Source organism: Colwellia sp. BRX8-7 (genome assembly GCF_014077275.1).
Lineage (GTDB): Bacteria > Pseudomonadota > Gammaproteobacteria > Enterobacterales > Alteromonadaceae > Colwellia_A.
This window is the reverse complement of sequence record NZ_JACGVP010000003.1, coordinates 240,558-259,031: the sequence shown is the minus strand read 5'-3', so window position 1 is coordinate 259,031 and position 18,474 is coordinate 240,558. Positions and strand designations below refer to the sequence as shown.

At 40.0% G+C, this 18,474-nt stretch carries 21 protein-coding genes; 2 read left to right on the top strand and 19 right to left on the bottom strand.

What is annotated here, in order from left to right; translation table 11 throughout:
• Positions 1-248: 248 nt before the first annotated feature.
• From rpsQ to H4J57_RS04630, 15 genes are all read right to left on the bottom strand, one after another.
• Positions 249-500, bottom strand: a complete 252-nt coding sequence (gene rpsQ, locus H4J57_RS04700; RefSeq protein ID WP_070375070.1) for a 30S ribosomal protein S17 — start codon at positions 498-500, stop codon at positions 249-251.
• Complete coding sequence (gene rpmC / locus H4J57_RS04695) at positions 500-691, bottom strand: 50S ribosomal protein L29 (RefSeq protein ID WP_070375071.1); 192 nt, start codon at positions 689-691, stop codon at positions 500-502. The genes rpsQ and rpmC overlap by 1 nt, the downstream gene beginning before the upstream one ends.
• Positions 691-1,104, bottom strand: a complete 414-nt coding sequence (gene rplP, locus H4J57_RS04690) for a 50S ribosomal protein L16 (protein ID WP_070375072.1) — start codon at positions 1,102-1,104, stop codon at positions 691-693. Before rplP ends, rpmC begins: the two co-directional genes overlap by 1 nt.
• Before the next feature lie 10 nt (positions 1,105-1,114).
• Entirely contained in the window at positions 1,115-1,810 is a 696-nt protein-coding gene (rpsC, locus tag H4J57_RS04685; RefSeq protein ID WP_070375073.1) for a 30S ribosomal protein S3, read from the bottom strand.
• A 12-nt stretch (positions 1,811-1,822) separates the two neighbouring features.
• Positions 1,823-2,155, bottom strand: a complete 333-nt coding sequence (gene rplV / locus H4J57_RS04680; RefSeq protein WP_070375074.1) for a 50S ribosomal protein L22 — start codon at positions 2,153-2,155, stop codon at positions 1,823-1,825.
• 10 nt (positions 2,156-2,165) lie between these two features.
• Entirely contained in the window at positions 2,166-2,441 is a 276-nt protein-coding gene (gene rpsS / locus H4J57_RS04675) for a 30S ribosomal protein S19 (protein ID WP_070375075.1), read from the bottom strand.
• An 88-nt stretch (positions 2,442-2,529) separates the two neighbouring features.
• Positions 2,530-3,354 carry a 50S ribosomal protein L2 gene (rplB, locus tag H4J57_RS04670; protein WP_070375076.1) on the bottom strand — a complete coding sequence of 275 codons (825 nt, stop codon included), beginning with the start codon at positions 3,352-3,354 and terminating at the stop codon, positions 2,530-2,532.
• A gap of 12 nt (positions 3,355-3,366) precedes the next feature.
• Entirely contained in the window at positions 3,367-3,669 is a 303-nt protein-coding gene (rplW, locus tag H4J57_RS04665) for a 50S ribosomal protein L23 (protein ID WP_070375077.1), read from the bottom strand.
• Complete coding sequence (gene rplD, locus H4J57_RS04660; protein WP_070375078.1) at positions 3,666-4,271, bottom strand: 50S ribosomal protein L4; 606 nt, start codon at positions 4,269-4,271, stop codon at positions 3,666-3,668. Before rplD ends, rplW begins: the two co-directional genes overlap by 4 nt.
• 15 nt (positions 4,272-4,286) lie before the next feature.
• Positions 4,287-4,925 (bottom strand): 50S ribosomal protein L3, encoded by a 639-nt coding sequence (rplC, locus tag H4J57_RS04655; RefSeq protein ID WP_070375079.1) that lies wholly within the window; start codon positions 4,923-4,925, stop codon positions 4,287-4,289.
• A 12-nt stretch (positions 4,926-4,937) separates the two neighbouring features.
• The gene (gene rpsJ / locus H4J57_RS04650) at positions 4,938-5,249 is read right to left on the bottom strand and encodes a 30S ribosomal protein S10 (RefSeq protein ID WP_070375080.1); all 312 of its coding nucleotides are present in this window, start codon (positions 5,247-5,249) and stop codon (positions 4,938-4,940) included.
• A 246-nt stretch (positions 5,250-5,495) separates the two neighbouring features.
• Positions 5,496-5,969 carry a hypothetical protein gene (locus H4J57_RS04645; RefSeq protein ID WP_182242111.1) on the bottom strand — a complete coding sequence of 158 codons (474 nt, stop codon included), beginning with the start codon at positions 5,967-5,969 and terminating at the stop codon, positions 5,496-5,498.
• A 73-nt stretch (positions 5,970-6,042) separates the two neighbouring features.
• The gene (locus tag H4J57_RS04640) at positions 6,043-8,070 is read right to left on the bottom strand and encodes a hypothetical protein (RefSeq protein WP_182242110.1); all 2,028 of its coding nucleotides are present in this window, start codon (positions 8,068-8,070) and stop codon (positions 6,043-6,045) included.
• On the bottom strand, positions 8,054-8,599 hold the full coding sequence (locus tag H4J57_RS04635; RefSeq protein ID WP_182230685.1) for a hypothetical protein: 546 nt from the start codon (positions 8,597-8,599) through the stop codon (positions 8,054-8,056). The genes H4J57_RS04640 and H4J57_RS04635 overlap by 17 nt, the downstream gene beginning before the upstream one ends.
• Positions 8,589-9,128 carry an RNA polymerase sigma factor gene (locus tag H4J57_RS04630; protein WP_182242109.1) on the bottom strand — a complete coding sequence of 180 codons (540 nt, stop codon included), beginning with the start codon at positions 9,126-9,128 and terminating at the stop codon, positions 8,589-8,591. The genes H4J57_RS04635 and H4J57_RS04630 overlap by 11 nt, the downstream gene beginning before the upstream one ends.
• A gap of 324 nt (positions 9,129-9,452) precedes the next feature.
• On the opposite strand from H4J57_RS04630, the gene fusA reads away from it, so the two are divergent.
• Entirely contained in the window at positions 9,453-11,558 is a 2,106-nt protein-coding gene (gene fusA / locus H4J57_RS04625; protein WP_182242108.1) for an elongation factor G, read from the top strand.
• A 96-nt stretch (positions 11,559-11,654) separates the two neighbouring features.
• Here fusA and rluF read toward each other — a convergent pair whose 3' ends face one another.
• The 4 genes from rluF to metB all read right to left on the bottom strand — a co-directional run bounded on the left by rluF (position 11,655) and on the right by metB (position 17,954).
• Positions 11,655-12,470, bottom strand: a complete 816-nt coding sequence (gene rluF / locus H4J57_RS04620) for a 23S rRNA pseudouridine(2604) synthase RluF (RefSeq protein WP_083277955.1) — start codon at positions 12,468-12,470, stop codon at positions 11,655-11,657.
• 191 nt (positions 12,471-12,661) lie between these two features.
• Entirely contained in the window at positions 12,662-14,113 is a 1,452-nt protein-coding gene (locus H4J57_RS04615; RefSeq protein ID WP_182242107.1) for a hypothetical protein, read from the bottom strand.
• Between the two features lie 192 nt (positions 14,114-14,305).
• Positions 14,306-16,756 carry a bifunctional aspartate kinase/homoserine dehydrogenase II gene (gene metL / locus H4J57_RS04610; RefSeq protein WP_182242106.1) on the bottom strand — a complete coding sequence of 817 codons (2,451 nt, stop codon included), beginning with the start codon at positions 16,754-16,756 and terminating at the stop codon, positions 14,306-14,308.
• Positions 16,757-16,796: 40 nt separating this feature from the next.
• Positions 16,797-17,954 (bottom strand): cystathionine gamma-synthase, encoded by a 1,158-nt coding sequence (gene metB / locus H4J57_RS04605; RefSeq protein ID WP_182242105.1) that lies wholly within the window; start codon positions 17,952-17,954, stop codon positions 16,797-16,799.
• A gap of 183 nt (positions 17,955-18,137) precedes the next feature.
• On the opposite strand from metB, the gene metJ reads away from it, so the two are divergent.
• Positions 18,138-18,467 carry a met regulon transcriptional regulator MetJ gene (gene metJ / locus H4J57_RS04600; protein WP_070375088.1) on the top strand — a complete coding sequence of 110 codons (330 nt, stop codon included), beginning with the start codon at positions 18,138-18,140 and terminating at the stop codon, positions 18,465-18,467.
• Positions 18,468-18,474 lie beyond the last annotated feature (7 nt).

Genomic DNA, 18,474 nt, shown 5'->3' with positions numbered 1-18,474 from the left:
CATAAAAACGTCAGACGAATTCGGAGGGCGCGAGATTATAACACCACCAAAATGAAAGTGATACCTTATTTAGTTAAAAAATAAACAATTGCTAAGCATTCACCCTAGTAAAATATCCTTTAACACCATTGGCATCTCATCATCAAGCCATTAGTTGTCGGCAATATTTTAAGCAAAAAAAAACCCTATCACACTGTGATAGGGTTTTTATTTAACACGTTCGTTAAAACAAATTTACAAAAAGTAAATTATGCTTTTGTAATTACAGCAACTAAAGTCCAGTTTTTAGACTTTGAAATTGGTGCAACTTCACGAATTGTTACTAAATCACCAGCATTACATTGGTTAGTCTCATCATGCACTTTCAACTTAGTTGAACGTGTAAGGTACTTACCGTAAATAGGGTGCTTAACACGACGTTCAATTAATACAGTGATAGACTTATCCATTTTATCACTGACAACACGACCTTGTAGTGTGCGGATTTTAGCTTCGCTCATTACTTACCTGCCTTTTCAGTTATGATAGTCTTTACACGTGCAATATTGCGACGTACCGTTCTTAGCAAATGAGTTTGTGCTAATTGTCCTGTGCTTGCTTGCATGCGATAGTTAAACTGTTCGCGTAATAATGCAAGCATTTCAGTATTTAGCTCTTCAATGCTTTTATCTTTTAATTCACTAGCTTTCATTACATCACCGTTCTAGTTACGAAAGATGTTTTGAACGGAAGTTTAGCCGCTGCTAAAGCAAATGCTTCGCGTGCGATTTCTTCCGATACACCTTCCATTTCATAAAGAACACGGCCAGGTAGAATTTGGCATACCCAATATTCCACTGAACCTTTACCTTTACCCATACGAACCTCAAGAGGCTTTTTAGTAATTGGCTTATCAGGGAATACACGTATCCAGATTTTACCTTGACGCTTTACGTGACGAGTCATTGCTCGACGTGCCGCTTCAATCTGACGCGCAGTCATACGACCACGTTCCATTGATTTTAAACCGAAAGTACCGAAGCTAACTGAGCTACCGACGTGTGCAAGACCACGGTTGCGCATTTTAAATTGCTTACGGAATTTAGTACGTTTTGGTTGTAACATTACTTAGCTCCTACTTAGGCTTGCGGTTGTTTTTTCTTTTAGGTTTAGCCGCTGGTACTTCTGCCTGTAGAGGCATGTTACCAATGATTTCACCTTTAAAGATCCACACTTTGATACCAATAACACCATAAGTTGTGTTACCGCGTGCAATAGCGTAATCGATGTCAGCACGTAAAGTGTGTAGTGGTACACGACCTTCACGATACCATTCAGCACGTGCAATATCTGCACCGCCTAAACGACCACTTACTTGTACTTTAATACCCTTTGCGCCTAGACGCATAGCATTTTGTACAGCACGTTTCATAGCGCGACGAAACATCACACGACGTTCTAATTGACTAGCAATACTGTCAGCAACAAGCTGCGCATCCATTTCTGGCTTACGTACTTCAGCAATGTTGATTTGAGCAGGAACACCAGCAATTTTAGAAACTGCTAAGCGTAGTTTCTCAACATCTTCGCCTTTCTTACCGATAACAACACCCGGACGAGCCGTATGAATTGTTACGCGGATAGATTTAGCTGGACGCTCAATAACTACTTTTGATAATGATGCACGAACAAGCTTCTCTTTCAAATATTCGCGAACCAAATGGTCACCGCGTAAATTTTCAGCGAAGTCTTTGTTACTTGCAAACCACGTAGACGCGAAAGGTTTCGTGATACCTAAGCGAATACCGTTAGGATGAACTTTTTGACCCATACTAATATACTCCTAAGAATCAGACACGATCACAGTAATGTGACTTGTGCGCTTAATTATACGATCCGCGCGGCCTTTTGCACGAGGACGAATACGTTTCATTGTAGGACCATCGTCAACTGTAATAGTTTTTACGATAAGTTCATCAATGTCTGCACCTTCGTTATGTTCAGCGTTAGCAATTGCAGAGTTAAGTACTTTTTTAACTAATTCAGCAGCTGATTTGTTGCTAAAAGTTAAAATTTCAAGTGCTTTCTCTACATGTAAGCCGCGGATTTGATCCACAACTAAACGTGCTTTCTGAGCAGAACCGCGGGCAAATTTATGTATAGCGATAGCTTCCATTCAATTTCCCCTATTTCTTCGCTTTCTTATCAGCGATATGACCGCGATAAGTACGAGTTGGTGCAAATTCTCCTAATTTGTGACCGATCATTTCATCAGTTACAAATACAGGTACGTGTTGACGGCCATTATGGACAGCTATGGTCAATCCGATCATCGTTGGGATGATCATTGAACGACGGGACCAAGTCTTAATTGGCTTTTTATTCCCGCTTTCCAGAGCTTTCTCTACCTTCGTCAGCAAGTGTAGGTCTATAAATGGACCTTTCTTGAGAGAACGTGGCATGGTGAATCCTCTTTATTTACCCTTCATGTTGAACTTAACTTTACCGAAGTAAACCAAGCTCAAACAATCAGAGTATTAATTAAATGTACTATTTAGTACGACGACGCACGATAAATTTATCAGTACGTTTGTTTGAACGAGTCTTGTAACCCTTAGTTGGTACGCCCCAAGGGGATACCGGGTGACGACCGCCAGACGTTTTACCTTCACCACCACCGTGTGGGTGATCAACTGGGTTCATGGCAACACCACGAACAGTTGGGCGAACACCGCGCCATCTTGAAGCACCAGCTTTACCCAAAGAGCGAAGCATGTGTTCAGAATTGCCGATTTCACCTAATGTAGCACGACAGTCAGACTCAATTTTACGCATTTCGCCAGAGCGAAGACGTAAAGTGACATATGCACCGTCTTTAGCAACTAGTTGAGCGTAAGTACCAGCAGCACGTGCTATTTGAGCACCTTTACCTGGTTTAAGTTCGATTGCATGCACAACACTACCTAATGGTGTGTTGCGTAAAGCCATAGTATTACCAGCTTTGATTGGAGCATCAACACCTGACTGGACTGTATCTCCAGCGCTTAAGCCTTTAGGGGCTAGGATGTAACGACGTTCACCATCAGCATATAATACTAGTGCAATATTAGCAGAACGGTTTGGATCATATTCCAAACGTTCAACTTTTGCAGGGATACCATCTTTATTACGTTTAAAATCGATCATGCGGTAATGTTGTTTGTGACCACCACCAATATGACGAACCGTAATACGACCGTTATTATTACGACCACCAGACTTAGACTTAGTGTCTAGTAATGGTGCGTAAGGCTTACCTTTATGCAACTCCGTGTTTACCACTTTAACTACGTGGCGACGACCCGGAGAAGTAGGTTTACATTTAACTATAGCCATTTTCGTAAACTCCTATGATTCCGCGCCGACGAAGTCGATGTCGCTGCCTTCAGCAAGAGTAACGTATGCTTTTTTCCAGTCGCTTCTGCGACCAAAACGAGCACCAGTACGTTTCACTTTACCTTTAACATTTAATGTGCGAACACCGTCTACTGAAACTTCAAAAAGTTTCTCAACAGCAGCTTTGATTTCAGCTTTAGTAGCAGTAGTAACAACTTTGAAAACAACAGTGTTGTTTGCTTCAGATGCCATAGTGCTTTTCTCAGAAATGTTCGGTGCTAAAAGCACTTTTAACAAACGTTCTTCGCTTATCATCCTAACATCTCCTCAAGTTGTTTAACTGCAGTAGCAGTCATCAAAACTTTTTCGAAACCAACCAAGCTAACTGGGTCAATACCGTCTACGTCACGAACGTCAACTTTGTACAAGTTGCGTGCTGATAAGAACAAGTTCTCATCAACTTCTGGAGTGATGATTAATACATCTTTTAACTCCAAGCCGTTTAGTTTAGCTACTAATTCTTTAGTTTTTGGTGTTTCAACAGTAAAGTTTTCTACCACTACTAAGCGATCTTGACGAACAAGCTCAGATAGGATGCTTTTAATCGCACCACGGTACATTTTACGGTTTACTTTCTGGCTGTGGTCTTGAGGTTTAGCAGCGAATGTTACGCCACCAGAACGCCAAATTGGACCACGGCTAGTACCAGCACGAGCACGGCCAGTACCTTTTTGACGCCAAGGTTTTGCACCACCGCCACTTACTTCTGAACGAGTCTTTTGAGCACGAGTACCTTGACGAGCGCCAGCTGCATATGCAACTACTACCTGATGTACTAATGCTTCGTTAAACTCAAGTCCAAAAGTTGCTTCAGAAACTTCAAGAGCACCTGCAGCGTCTTTTAATGATAATTCCATCACGAATCTCCTGGACTAAGCTTTAACAGCTGGTTTGATGATTACGTTACCGTTGATAGCACCCGGAACCGCACCTTTAATAAGGAGCAAGTTACGTTCTGCGTCAACGCGAACCAATTCAAGGTTTTGTGTAGTACAGCGCACAGAACCCATGTGACCAGACATTTTTTTGCCTTTGAAAACGCGACCTGGTGTTTGACACTGACCTAACGAACCGTTTGAACGGTGAGAGACAGAGTTACCATGAGTAGCATCTTGCATAGTAAAGTTCCAGCGTTTAATACCGCCTTGGAAGCCTTTACCTTTAGATGTACCGGTTACGTCTACTAATTTAGTGTCATTAAAAATTGAAACAGTGATTTCACCGCCCAATTCTAAACCTTCGCCTTCATTTTCGTTTAAGCGGAATTCCCACAGGCCACGGCCTGCTTGAACGCCAGCTTTAGCGAAATGCCCAGCTGCTGGTTTTGTAACACGGCTAGCCTTACGGCTACCTGTTGTAACTTGAAGCGCCGAGTAACCGTCAGTTTCTAAAGTTTTCACTTGAGAAATACGGTTGGCTTCAACTTCTAGAACGGTTACAGGTGTTGAAACGCCATCTTCAGTGAAGATACGAGTCATGCCTACTTTACGTCCAACTAGACCAATAGTCATTGTTAAAACCCCTTAACCCAAGCTGATTTGAACGTCAACGCCAGCTGCTAGATCTAAACGCATTAATGCGTCTACAGTCTTTTCAGTTGGCTCTACGATATCAATCATGCGTTTGTGAGTACGAATTTCATACTGATCACGCGCATCTTTGTTAACGTGTGGAGAAGTCAAGATAGTAAAACGCTCTTTACGTGTAGGAAGTGGAATTGGACCACGAACCTGAGCACCAGTGCGCTTTGCAGTATCTACGATTTCAGCTGTTGATTGATCAATCAAACGATGATCGAACGCTTTCAAACGAATGCGAATTCTTTGATTTGACATTAATCAAATCCCCATTTTTAAAGAACAACAAAATACATCCCATCACCTTTTATATGTAAAAGGGGGGTGTATCGCTAATAACATTCAACTCCCTATCGGAGCTGCTGTAAACCTTAACCGTAAAGGCTAAGGTGAAAATCCGCACAAAGCGTGAGCGATGTGCGGATGCGTATTATACATAACTGATAATATTTATCAAGCCTAAATATTTTTTATCACTAAAGCTCAGATGCGGTGGCGATCAGACTAAATTGATCCCGACTCACATTGCTCAGTTCTCAATGATTTTTCAATAAGCAAGGGTCTAAGGAGTTCAGTGGTAATAATTTCTGAAACAATATTTTTAGACTGTTCTTCTTCGATCCAAATGGAAATATTATCATCATCATCAAAAGAGCGGTTCAATTTATAACTCAGGCCTGCTTTTAACGTTACGTCAAATTTAACGAAGGCATTCTTTTCACGAATGCTCATGCCATTTTGGTAAATTTGCGCTTTTACCCATAATTGGTGATTACCTGCTTGATACTGCTTAGGTAGATTCCATTCAATTGGCCTTTTATACAGACACATAAGATGGATATACTCAAATTGCTTACCCCGTTCTTTTTCAAAGTTAACAAAGCGAAATTTACCTTCATCAACATCGGCTTTGATTTGATAAGCGCTACATCCAGCCAGTATTAATGATAACGCGGTTATAATTGTAAATTTATTCATCAGTTGTCTCCGTTATTGATTGTTAATATAGGTTATCTGCTTTTTAGTACAAATGGCTATCCCTATTATCAGCTTAGTTTGAACTGTTTATCCGATCCAAAGCCTGTTGGGCTTGTGCTACAGAGCTCATATCTACTGACAAGAAGAAAGCAGGAAGATCTTTTTCTTGGTAAACCGCAACGAACTCACGTTGTTCATTTTCTCTTAAAATAAGTAATGTATAGACTTCATCCGCTTTTAACTTTGCTATACCGGCTAAAAATTCACTTGGCTTGTTATTAATAAAAATGGTGTTGTTTAAAGCCAATATTTTATCTCCCGCCATCAAACCTGCCCGACTTGCCATGCTATTACTACTGACTTGTTTAACTAACAAGGCATAACCTGCTCGATAATCAGTCATCTTACCAATAAGGCCATACTTATTATCGAGCTTTTTCTCGCGGTAAATATCAACAATACCGGTGTTAATACCACTGAGCTGATAATAAGAGGCCACTTCTAACAACAATTGATCTAACTCGTACTGAAGTGAAGGCGTTAAGGTCTGACTATTTATTAAGGACTGCGTTGTTAATGGAGGCGATAAAATTGCCGATAAGACAGTTTCAGCACAATCTATTTCACTTAACGTAGCTGTTGACGTAATTTCATAAATCGACTGTTTAGACTCAGTAGATTCCTGTGCTAGCGTTAATTTATATTGCTTAGCCTGTTCAACATTTAGGGTAACATTCAGTAATGGCCGCCCCACCATTGGCTCAATGATATAATCGTCGACTATCGTACCATTGGTTCTGGCTGAATTACGATCAGTAGGATTACCGAACCAACCATTAATCGAACCTGTTCTTGTACGGATTAAGGTTTTAATACCCGCTTCACCCGCTCGGCTACCGCCCGATATTCTTGGGGCAATATCAAGGGTACTCGCCATTTGACTATTAATGGCACTAGTAGGTCGAGGAGAAAATACCGCTTGAAATCGATGAACGCCTGGCGACAGGCTTAACCTTGTTGGAGCTGAATTTCCATAAAGCTCACTCACTGACTGACCATTGTGGCTAATTATCTTATAGCCTTTTATCCCCGTGAAGTATCGACTTAACGATGCACATTGCTTATCGTCGAATGAATCTACAATGGCAGTACCATTTATTTTATAGTGGCTTTCAGGCAATATTTTTGGCTGGTAATTACCTTTTAATAGCCGTTCTTTATTATCTCGTCGAACGGTAATCTCTATATCCTCGCCAATAGCTAAACGGTTAACATAGTGTTGAAACTTCTGATTGGGTGAAGCTTTTACCGTTAAGTCACTTTTGTTGTTTAGATTTACAATCACATCACCACTGGCTAATTTTAAGGTATGGGCGACGGAGAAAGGATGAACGGTTAATACCTTCAGCGTGTCATTGTTGGTATCATTACCTTGGTCAAACGTCAGACCAAAACTCCCCATTAATCTAAGCGGCACTATATTACTTGTTGCTACTAAACCCTTAATACTTGATGAGTTCTCAAGCGCTAACTTTCCCATTAAATTATATAAGCGTATCTCAAGATCTCCGGGTAAGGAGACCGAATTTATCATCTGGGATGTTAATGGCTGATGCTTAGCTACTAACACGCTGCGAGTGTCTGGATGACAATTTTGCAGATTTTTTTCTAAGACGAGTACAGTTCCATCCTCTTCGTTTATCGGTAACAGTTGATAGTTAGCGTCGGCAACCACGGTTATTAATAGCTGGTGGTCAACAGTTTTTTTAATCAATGCCTGCTGTTTATTTATATCAATACCATTGTGGTAACTGAGATAATCGGCTGTCCGCCAAGCCCTTACCTTTAAGCTATGTTGTCCTGGAGCGATAAACACGGCTTGGTAGCTATTATCTAAATAGGCGTTGTTATCAATCGCACTATTGTTATGTGACAACAGCTGGTAGGTTATCGCCTGGCTTTGTTGATTATTAGCGGTCAGCGCTAGCGTTGCACATTCATGCGTTTGTGGCGTTGCGGCGAATAAGGGCTTTGATAAAAGCAGCACTAATAACACACCACTATACTTATTAGTGAATAAGGCCTTAAATACTAAACTCATCGTTACCTCCTTGTTGATACTCGAGCACTTGTTGCATTAATGCGCTCCTGTGTTTTAATATCGCTACCTTAACTTTCAAAGATGGTTCGTTAAGCAGCTTGGCTTCCACCGCAGAGATTTCTTGCAATAGATAGTATTGATTTACTTGTAGCTGGCTATATTCAGCGAGTTGTAATTCCATGCTTTGGTTAGTTTTTAATGCCATAACTAACTGTTGTTGTAATTGATAGTTATACCAACTCAAACCACCTATAAATAAAAATGACAAAGACGCAACCATAGCGAGTAACGGTTTTTTCTCTGTAAATATATTTGTAGATTTACTCTGCCCCCTTGTACGATGAGTTGAAGTGGCTAAACGATGATTAATTTTCTGCCAATTGAGTTCATCGGGTGTTTCTAGCGCTATTTCATCTGCCGACTGTTGCAATGCAGTTATTTCTTTACGCACCGAATCAAGGGTTAAATATGAATCAAGCTGACGCGTTTGCTCAGGTAAGTCATCACCATTTATTTTGCTAATTAGCATACTTTTTTACCTCTGCATTCGCCCTTAACTTTTGTAAACATCGACAGACAACTGATTTTGAATAACTTGGCGTTTTTCCAATAACTTCCGCTATTTCGCTATGCTTATATTGCTCTGCTATATATAGCCACATAATCAAACACTCCATTTCGGACAAACGCTCGAACAAGTAAAGTAATAAATTGCGGCTCTCATAGTCGCTTTCAATACTATTTTCCAAAGACACCGCCTCGGGTAAATGGTCAGTGCCAATTGTTAAGCGTTTATTTTTTTTTAAAAAATTAAAGGTATTATTAAAGGCTATTCTTTTTAGCCAAGCAATAAAAGGTACCTGTTGATGAAAAGAAGCTAAATTGTCAAAAGCATCTACAAAGGTATCTTGTAATAGGTCATTAGCATCATGGCGGTTTTTACAAATCTTAAGAATTGCAGTAAAGATAATAGGAGAGAGTAACCGGTAGCATTGTTCTAATGCCACCTCATCACCCTGCTTCATACTTTCCAGTAGCTTGTCATTCCATTTCGTCAAAACTGATCCCTTTTTAGCTGTCTTAATAAGTATAACAATTGGGTCGTGTAAAAGGTCGCAATTATGTTAGTTAAGGTATCATTAAAAACAGCTATCGCACCTTATCAAACAAGCTATTAAAGTCTTGGCCGTCGACAACTCGCTATAATTCGATAATTAATGCCATAAACTCACGATAAAACACCGCCAGATCAGCCCAACTTTTTATCACTGTTATTAATTAATTTTCATTTTTTATTTTTGTTTGAACTTACTAATGGTATACTCGCGCGCAAATTTTCAACAATTCCGCTTTTTTAGTAGCGACTTAAATAGAGTAAAGTAATGGCAGATTTATCTAAATATAGAAATATTGGTATCTTCGCTCACGTTGATGCTGGTAAAACCACAACAACTGAACGTATCCTTAAATTAACCGGTCAGATCCATAAAACTGGTGAAGTACATGATGGTGAATCTACCACTGACTTCATGGAACAAGAAGCTGAGCGCGGTATTACCATACAGTCTGCTGCGGTAAGCTGTTTTTGGAACGATCACCGTTTCAATGTCATCGATACTCCTGGTCACGTTGACTTCACTGTTGAAGTTTACCGTTCACTTAAAGTACTTGATGGTGGTATCGGCGTATTCTGTGGTTCTGGTGGTGTTGAACCACAATCAGAAACTAACTGGCGTTACGCGAACGACTCAAAAGTTGCTCGTATTATCATGATCAACAAACTTGACCGTTTAGGCGCTGATTTCTACCGTGTTTGTAAGCAAGTTAAAAACGTTTTAGGTGCTACGCCACTTATTATGACTTTGCCAATTGGCGAAGAAGATGACTTTGTTGGTGTTGTTGATCTTCTTAGCGAAAAAGCTTACATCTGGGATGACACAGGTCTTCCAGAAAACTATGAAATTACTGATATTCCAGCGGATATGGTAGAAAAAGCTGCTGAGTACCGTATACAGTTAATCGAAACAGCTTTAGAAGTTGATGAAGATATGTTGATGGAGTTCTTAGAAGGGGAAATGGTTCCTACTACAGAACAAATCAAAGCGTGTATCCGTGCTGGTACTCGTGATATGACTTTCTTCCCAACTTACGGTGCATCTGCATTTAAAAACAAAGGTATTCAATTAATTCTTGATGCTGTTGTTGATTACTTGCCTTCACCTACGGATGTTACTCCTCAACCACTTACTGATGAAGAAGGCACGCCTAATGGCGAATTCGCAATCGTTTCTGCAGAAGAAACATTCAAAGCGTTAGCATTCAAAATCACTGATGACCGTTTTGGTACATTAACTTTCGTACGTATCTATTCAGGTACATTGAAGAAAGGCGATACCATTCTTAACGCTGCTACAGGTAAAACTGAGCGTGTTGGACGTATGTGTGAAATGCAAGCTGATGACCGTAACGAACTTACTTCAGCACAAGCTGGTGATATCATCGCGATTGTTGGTATGAAGAGCAATGTTCAGACGGGCCACACATTATGTGATCCTAAGCACCCTATCGTTCTAGAAGCTATGGTATTTCCTAAGCCGGTAATTTCAATCTCTGTAACACCTAAAGATAAAGGTTCAACTGAGAAGATGGGTCTTGCTATCGGTAAAATGGTTGCAGAAGATCCTACTTTTAAAGTTGAAACTGATATCGATTCAGGTGAAACAATTTTATCTGGTATGGGTGAGCTTCACTTAGATATCAAAGTAGATATTCTAAAACGTACTTACGGTGTTGAATTAGAAGTTGGTAAGCCACAAGTTGCGTACCGTGAAACAATCACTACCGCAATTGAAGATTCTTACACACATAAGAAACAATCTGGTGGTTCTGGTCAGTTCGGTAAAATTGATTACCGTATTAAGCCCGGCGAACCTGGTACTGGTTTCGTATTCAGCTCTGTTGTTGTTGGTGGTAATGTTCCTAAGGAATTCTTCCCAGCAATCGAGAAAGGCTTCAAAGGCATGATGGATACTGGTGTTCTTGCTGGCTTCCCTGTACTTGACGTTGAAATTGAATTATACGATGGTGGTTTCCACGCGGTCGATTCATCTGCTGTTGCCTTTGAACTTGCTGCTCGTGGTGCTTTCCGTCAGTCAATTCCAAAAGCTGGTGCACAGTTAATCGAACCTATCATGAAAGTTGATGTGTTTACGCCTGATGATCACGTTGGTGATGTTATTGGTGATTTAAACCGTCGTCGTGGCATGATCGCAGGTCAAGACGCAGGTGTTTCTGGTGTTCGTATTAAAGCTGACGTACCTCTTTCAGAAATGTTTGGTTACATCGGAACATTACGTACAATGACATCAGGTCGTGGTCAATTCTCAATGGAATTCTCTCACTACATGCCTTGTCCTAATAACGTAGCAGAAGTTGTTATCGCTGAAGTTAAAGCAGCTAAAGAAGCAAAAGATGCTGCTAGAAAATAGTAAGCATTAAAGTAAGAAAACAAAAAAAGGACGCTTAGGCGTCCTTTTTTATTGTCTTACAAACCAAACATAATTAACGTTTAGTATAACTAAGCTTTATTTTTTAACATCATTTTCTATGTCTGTTACTGCAATAACGGTTGCCCATGGATCACCCGATTCATCGATTTCTTTTGGTAAAGCTGTTTTCGTCGACGTGGCTACCGCTGCATTAATTTCAACCATTTCCGCTGTGGTTAAATCTCGCCATTGTCCTGGTCGTAAATCACCCAGCTCGACACTCATAATACGCGAACGTTTCAGCTGTAAAACCTCGTAATCTAAATATTCACACATCCGACGAATTTGACGATTTAAGCCTTGCGTTAAGATAATACGAAAAACAAATTTACTTTCTACTTTAACAAGACAGGGTTTAGTGATGGTTCCCAGTATAGGTACACCTTTTGACATCCGTTGGATAAAGCGCTCACTGATGGGTTTATCAACCGTGACAATATATTCTTTGTCATGGGCATTTTCAGCGCGCAAAATTTTATTAACGATATCACCATCACTGGTCAAGAAAATTAGTCCTTCTGAAGGCTTATCTAAACGCCCTATCGGAAAGATCCTTTCTTTGTGACCAATAGCGTCAATAATATTACCTCTAACATGTAACTCGGTCGTACAGGTAATACCCACTGGCTTGTTATAAGCAATGTAAACCCGGTCAGATTTATTAGCCGGCATAGCACCAATTTGCTTACCATCAACAAAAACCACATCACCCGCTTGTACCTTAGTACCTAACTCAGGGGTTTTACCATTGATCGTAACTCGACTTTCTTCAATCAACTTATCAGCAGCTCGGCGCGAGCAGTAACCTGATTCACTGATAAATTTATTCAGTCTTTTTTCTTGATCGCTCACGAGATATTCCAAAGTTATGCAAAGTAATAAACGCCATTTTACCTGAACTTTAACAGACAGTGAAAAAGCATTATGGTTATTTAGCCTTATTTGACAGTTTTTGATTAATATTTACTGTAAATATCCCTCTTTGGTAACAACAACAGAGTCAGTGTTTTCATTATGGAGTTGTGAAAGCAAAGACTGTAACGTTATTTAGCTTTGTTCCACAGCTTTTGATTAATATTGACTGAAAAAAATTCTCCTGGCTGCCAACAGCGAGGAAGTAGATCTAGTTGTTTACGCTCATGGGAATTTGACACTAACAACTCTAATATTTCATGGAGGCGCTCTTTACTGATAGTAGAGAAACTTTTAGCGGTTTCAGTAAAATATAAATTAGCAGATTTTTTAATGACTATCTCTTGTCCATGACTTATGAAGGCTAAGTTGCGTGTTGCCGTTCGGCAAATAGGATAATCAGCATTTGCAGGATAAAGCTGGCTGACGATGGCATATTCATAGCGGTCGTTAATATCTTGCTCATACGGGACATAGGTAACACCATAACCTTGTGGAAAATGGCCAGTAATTTTTGTCAGTGCATTAACCACTGCTTGACAACAAGCTCCCCGCTCCGCGTTTTGATTAAGAACATAATAAACTTTCGGTAATAATTTGTAGTTATAGCTATCTTTTGTCGACAAGATAATAGAACTGTATATTTGTGGTACTTTAAGAAGGTTGCCAATACCCTTCTTTGGGTTGACGGCACTTTTGAGTAAATGCTTAATGAACAATAATTTTTTATGCTCAACGACATTGTGCTCGTCGCGATCTTTTTTTGAATTACCAATATATATACCCGCGCCAATACCATCAATAAGATACTTAACCGTTTCTCGATAATTTATTTGTAAGAGTGCTTTTCGCTCTTCAATAGGTAAGGTTCGATGGGGATCTTTTTGATAATCTGCACCACGCAAAATGACTAGCGACTCGGGGTGGTTATTACCGATATCTTGTAATAGCGCCGCCATGACCAGTGGAATTTTTACTTTCTCTACAAAGGCTTGATAGGCCTCGGGATTATCTTCAGCCAACGTTTGATATTGCTCTGCGTTGATATCCCCCAAAGCACTCTTGATATAGGGCTCAACAATATGTTGATCCATGCATAGTCGGTCAAGTAAACGCAAACATAACACGCTTTTATAAAGCGGTTTATGTTGCTCGTTGGTTAAAGCAATTTTCCGCCCCTGGGTGGGACTCACTAATTGTATGGTACCTAAAAGCTGGCTAGATTTACGATTACTGTCTTCAAAGCAATCACCCTCAGACAACTTGATGATCTCTTTACAGAGTTTATAGAGATGTTGATGACGCTCATTACGTTCAAAGCGCAATTCCTCGTAATAATTGCGTTGTTCACGTTCGAGTCTTACCCGTAAAGTTTTAGCTTTATCCGTGGCTGTTTGCCTACTAACTTTTTCAATATTTTGCTTGAGCTCATCTAACTTATGCTCAATAAAAGATTGTTTTTCATAGTACTCAATCGCACGCTCAAGAACGGAATCATTTAATTGGCTGTGGCCATAAATTCTGCTTAAAAGACTTTTTACTTGGCTGGTAAAATAGCTGTCGCTATAGGTTTTATTTTCCATGTAAATACAACTTGGTGCCTGTGCTAAGTAGCTACTTTTTTTAATTATCTAAATGCTAGTTAATAATGCGATAACAGACAAGTGTTTATTAGTATCGATTGAGAAAAAGCACAACCTACAAGTTGTGCTTTTTCTCATTTAGCGTATTAATGCCTAGTGTAGTAATAATGATGATAGCTAGATTAAGCTAATTTAACTTAGACCTTTGATTTTAACTTGGTGTTTTTTACCGGCCAGTTGCTGGCAAATACTCACTAAGTCTGAATGTAGGCCACCCGCGGTAACATCACGACCCGCGCCTGGTCCACGAATAATAAGCGGGTTATCTTGATACCAATGGCTCTTAATTAAAAAGATATTATCACCCGGAGTTAAAGAGGCAAAGGGATCATTCTTAGCAAGCGTCGCAAGATAAACCTTAGCGCTCAATTGGCCTTGTTCGTTGACACAGAATTTTGCAATATAACGAATACAGGCTTGCTGTTTAGATGCGCTAGTGAGTTGTTCAGCAAAGTAACTGTCCAAGTCTGCTGACTTTGCTAAAAATTCCGTCGTTGATAACCCTTGTAAGGATTCTGGCACTAAATTTTCGCATTCAATATCATCAAGTGATAATTCAAAACCTGCCATACGCGCTAAGATCAGTAATTTTCGTTGCACATCTCGCCCAGACAGATCTTCTCGTGGATCGGGTTCAGTGATCCCTTGAGATAAGGCATCCATTAATAAGGTTGAAAACGGTACACTGGCATCGTAGGTTTCAAATAGCCAAGAAAGCGTGCCTGAAAAAATTCCTGATATTTCCGTTATCTTATCGCCACTTTTCAATAAATCGTTAATGGCAAAGTTAACCGGTAAACCGGCGCCAACAGTAGTACTTCCTAACCATAAGCTTTTATTTTCAGCCGCGCTTAATACTAAGTCATTATAGCGAGCGGTACTGGCAGAAGCCGCCCATTTATTGGCACCAATAACATGAATACCTTCTTTAAAGAACTCACTGTACAAATCACTAAAATGTTCGCTAGGGGTGATATCGACAACAATTAATTCGTCGTAAGGATGGTTCGTTAACCACGACATCAATAAGGCATTATCACAAGGCGTAGCATCTCTTTCATAGAGCGACATTGCTTGATTAACATCGATACCATCGGTATTAAGCAGTGCTTTTTTAGAAGTGACTAAACCGACTAAATGAACGTTCTCTAACACAGAGACTCGATTGAGTTGCGCGGGTAACAAGTCTAAGAATCGTTGACCTATATTACCAAGCCCTGAAACAACAACACCTATGTGTCGAGCGTCTTTAGTCATATCATAATGAACATTATTAAGTAACTCACCGGTACAACTCTGCTGAAGAATGGCGATAATACTATGCTCACTTAACGAGTTCACCACCTGCAGTACATGAGTATGCTTGAGGGCACGTTTAAAGCGCGCTTGGATATTACCTTGATTTACCACACTATGACCAACAATCGCTATAATCGACACCGGTGTGAATGATACTTCGGTATCATGACTCGCCAGCCACTGACTCACTAATTTTTGTTGTGTTTGGTGGATAACCATAAAGCCTTGCTGAATATCACTACATATCGCAGAAAACTCATTACTGGCTTGTTCACCAAACGAACCGGCTAAACTGGTCGATTTTACCAGTAACAGATCGTTAAGCGAGGTAACCGACAGTTCCTGTTTAGCAATTTGACCAAATTTTCCTATCTCTGTACCAGAAATTTCAGGATCAAAGCTACTTGCTACATGAAGGTGTGTGCTGTGGTTAGTGAGCGGCTGTAAGGTTTTTGCATGCAGAACCGGGTTACCTAAGCGGCCCAATTCTTTCGCGACACCATTAGGTAAGCGATGTAATTTACGGGCAAGTGGTACAATACGAGGATCGGCACTATAAATGCCATCAACGTCAGTCCATAGGGTAACATTCAGCGCGCCCGACAGTGATGCAATAATTGTTGCTGAATAGTCACTACCATTACGACCTAAAGTACAGGTTTCACCTTGAGAATTTTTAGTGATATAACCAGTAATAACCGCCAACTTTCCTTTTTGTAAATTCTGCTGAAAATTTTGACTACTTTGCTGATTGTCGACTGCACAGTCTTTATCATTATTGATAACCAGAAAGTCACGCGCGTCAATAGCATAACTTGGACAAACTTTTTCACTTAACACCGCCGATAATAAACGCGCCGACCACAGTTCACCAAATGCCAGCATATCTGCATGGTGTTGGCTTGGCTGATCAGATAACCAAGCCGTTAATTGTGTTATATCATCAGACAAAACCTTGATAAGGTCTGCTGCACTGCTAGGGTTCAATAACTCACCAATTAATGTGCTTTGTGATTTCTCTAGTGTTTCAATAGCCAAAAACAGCTCGTCACTTTTTTCAAGTGCGAGTTTATAAATATTGAATAAGTCATCCGTAGTGTTTCCATTTGCCGAAACAACAACTAAATCATTTAGTTGACAGTTTTGACGAATAATATCAACCACACGTTCAATACATTGGGTAGTTGCTAAGCTACTGCCACCAAATTTGTGTACATGAATAGCATGCTTCGCCAGTTGATTATTCCCTGATGATAATTGTTCTACTGTATTTGACTGTGTCATTTTCACTCATTAATTCTTCTACTAAAAATAGTCTACAACTTTAAATTTGGCTTACCGATAAAGCTTGTTCTAAGTCATTAATAATATCACTAACATCTTCAATACCGACAGAAATTCGAATTAAAGATTGAGTGATACCTGCTGCAATTTGTGCTTCAATTTCCATACCTGCATGGGTCATCGTTGATGGATGACTGATTAAACTTTCAACGCCACCTAATGACTGTGCCAAGGTAAAGAGTGATAAGTTGTCAAAGAGTACTTTAACCGCTTCAACACCACCTTTTATTTCGAAACTCATCATAGCGCCAAAATCTTTTTGCTGACGCTTAGCAATTTCGTGTCCCGGGTGATTTTTTAAACCAGGAAAGTATACCGCGTTAATTGCTCGATGATTTTCTAAGTATTTTGCAACAGCATTAGCATTTTCTTGATGCTGTTTCATGCGCAGTGGTAAGGTTTTTAAGCCACGTAATGCCAGATAGCTGTCGAAAGGTGAGCCCGTAATACCAATACAATTTGCCCACCACGCTAGCTCTTCACCCAGTTCTTTTTCTTTTGTTACTAACACCCCACCCACAACATCACTATGACCATTAATATATTTAGTTGTCGAGTGAAAAACAATATCAGCACCTAATAATAGCGGTTGCTGTAACAAGGGAGAAAGAAACGTATTATCTACTGCCACTAAAGCACCAACAGCATGACTGGCTTGAGTAACCTTTTTTATATCAACCAGCCGTAATAATGGGTTACTGGGTGACTCAATCAAAACTAATCTTGGCTTTTGTTCAAGCGCTTGCGCTAACGCTTGATCATCGTTTTGATCAACAACAAGCACATTAAATAAGCCACGTTTTGCTAGGTGGGTAAACAAGCGATAACTTCCACCATAGCAATCATGTGGAATAACAACCGTATCTTTTGTTGTCAGTAACTGACAAATTAAGTGCACCGCTGACATTCCTGTGCTGGTAACAATGCCTACAGCACCCTGCTCTAAATCAGCGATAGCTTGTGCAAACGTGCTTCGAGTGGGGTTGCCTGTTCTGGAATAATCAAATTGGCGCTTATTGTTGAAGCCTTTTAAAGCATAAGTACTCGATAAATGAATGGCAGGAACAACCGCACCGTGATGTTCATCACTATTAATGCCGGCTCTAACAGCTAATGTTGCTGGTTTTTTGCTTGTCATTTTTTGCTCCAATCGGGCAGTAAAATCAAATAGATGTTTGGACGTCTATAACTCTAAACGCTTTACTTTTGTCGGTCAAGAACTTTAGACTTCTAAACTTCTACACATTCGTTATTGACTCAACGCCAACAACCAGTAAAATCTAACTTATAAAAAGTAATTTAGCTAAACAAAGGTAATTAAATGGCAAAGTGGAATGGCGATTATATAAAACCATACGCCGAACATGGTAAAAAAAGTGAGCAAGTTAAAAAAATCACGGTCTCAATCCCGTTGCGGGTACTGAAAGTGTTAACGGATGAACGTACTCGTCGGCAAGTTAACAACTTACGCCATGCAACTAACAGCGAATTGTTATGTGAAGCTTTTCTGCATGCTTTTACCGGACAGCCTCTTCCTGATGATGGCGATTTAACAAAAGACAATACAGAGATGCTACCTAAAAGTGTGCGCGAAGCCTTAATAGCAAAAGGTATTACCGACTTCAGTCAATTTGAAATTGAAGACGAGTAGCTTAGGG

What these genes read in the sequence shown, in the direction of transcription:
- rpsQ (WP_070375070.1), bottom strand. Translation starts at nt 500, where the DNA reads ATGAGCGAAGCTAAAATCCGCACACTACAAGGTCGTGTTGTCAGTGAT.
- rpmC (WP_070375071.1), bottom strand. Translation starts at nt 691, where the DNA reads ATGAAAGCTAGTGAATTAAAAGATAAAAGCATTGAAGAGCTAAATACT.
- rplP (WP_070375072.1), bottom strand. Translation starts at nt 1,104, where the DNA reads ATGTTACAACCAAAACGTACTAAATTCCGTAAGCAATTTAAAATGCGC.
- rpsC (WP_070375073.1), bottom strand. Translation starts at nt 1,810, where the DNA reads ATGGGTCAAAAAGTTCATCCTAACGGTATTCGCTTAGGTATCACGAAA.
- rplV (WP_070375074.1), bottom strand. Translation starts at nt 2,155, where the DNA reads ATGGAAGCTATCGCTATACATAAATTTGCCCGCGGTTCTGCTCAGAAA.
- rpsS (WP_070375075.1), bottom strand. Translation starts at nt 2,441, where the DNA reads ATGCCACGTTCTCTCAAGAAAGGTCCATTTATAGACCTACACTTGCTG.
- rplB (WP_070375076.1), bottom strand. Translation starts at nt 3,354, where the DNA reads ATGGCTATAGTTAAATGTAAACCTACTTCTCCGGGTCGTCGCCACGTA.
- rplW (WP_070375077.1), bottom strand. Translation starts at nt 3,669, where the DNA reads ATGATAAGCGAAGAACGTTTGTTAAAAGTGCTTTTAGCACCGAACATT.
- rplD (WP_070375078.1), bottom strand. Translation starts at nt 4,271, where the DNA reads ATGGAATTATCATTAAAAGACGCTGCAGGTGCTCTTGAAGTTTCTGAA.
- rplC (WP_070375079.1), bottom strand. Translation starts at nt 4,925, where the DNA reads ATGACTATTGGTCTAGTTGGACGTAAAGTAGGCATGACTCGTATCTTC.
- rpsJ (WP_070375080.1), bottom strand. Translation starts at nt 5,249, where the DNA reads ATGTCAAATCAAAGAATTCGCATTCGTTTGAAAGCGTTCGATCATCGT.
- H4J57_RS04645 (WP_182242111.1), bottom strand. Translation starts at nt 5,969, where the DNA reads ATGAATAAATTTACAATTATAACCGCGTTATCATTAATACTGGCTGGA.
- H4J57_RS04640 (WP_182242110.1), bottom strand. Translation starts at nt 8,070, where the DNA reads ATGAGTTTAGTATTTAAGGCCTTATTCACTAATAAGTATAGTGGTGTG.
- H4J57_RS04635 (WP_182230685.1), bottom strand. Translation starts at nt 8,599, where the DNA reads ATGCTAATTAGCAAAATAAATGGTGATGACTTACCTGAGCAAACGCGT.
- fusA (WP_182242108.1), top strand. Translation starts at nt 9,453, where the DNA reads ATGGCAGATTTATCTAAATATAGAAATATTGGTATCTTCGCTCACGTT.
- H4J57_RS04615 (WP_182242107.1), bottom strand. Translation starts at nt 14,113, where the DNA reads ATGGAAAATAAAACCTATAGCGACAGCTATTTTACCAGCCAAGTAAAA.
- metL (WP_182242106.1), bottom strand. Translation starts at nt 16,756, where the DNA reads ATGACACAGTCAAATACAGTAGAACAATTATCATCAGGGAATAATCAA.
- metB (WP_182242105.1), bottom strand. Translation starts at nt 17,954, where the DNA reads ATGACAAGCAAAAAACCAGCAACATTAGCTGTTAGAGCCGGCATTAAT.
- metJ (WP_070375088.1), top strand. Translation starts at nt 18,138, where the DNA reads ATGGCAAAGTGGAATGGCGATTATATAAAACCATACGCCGAACATGGT.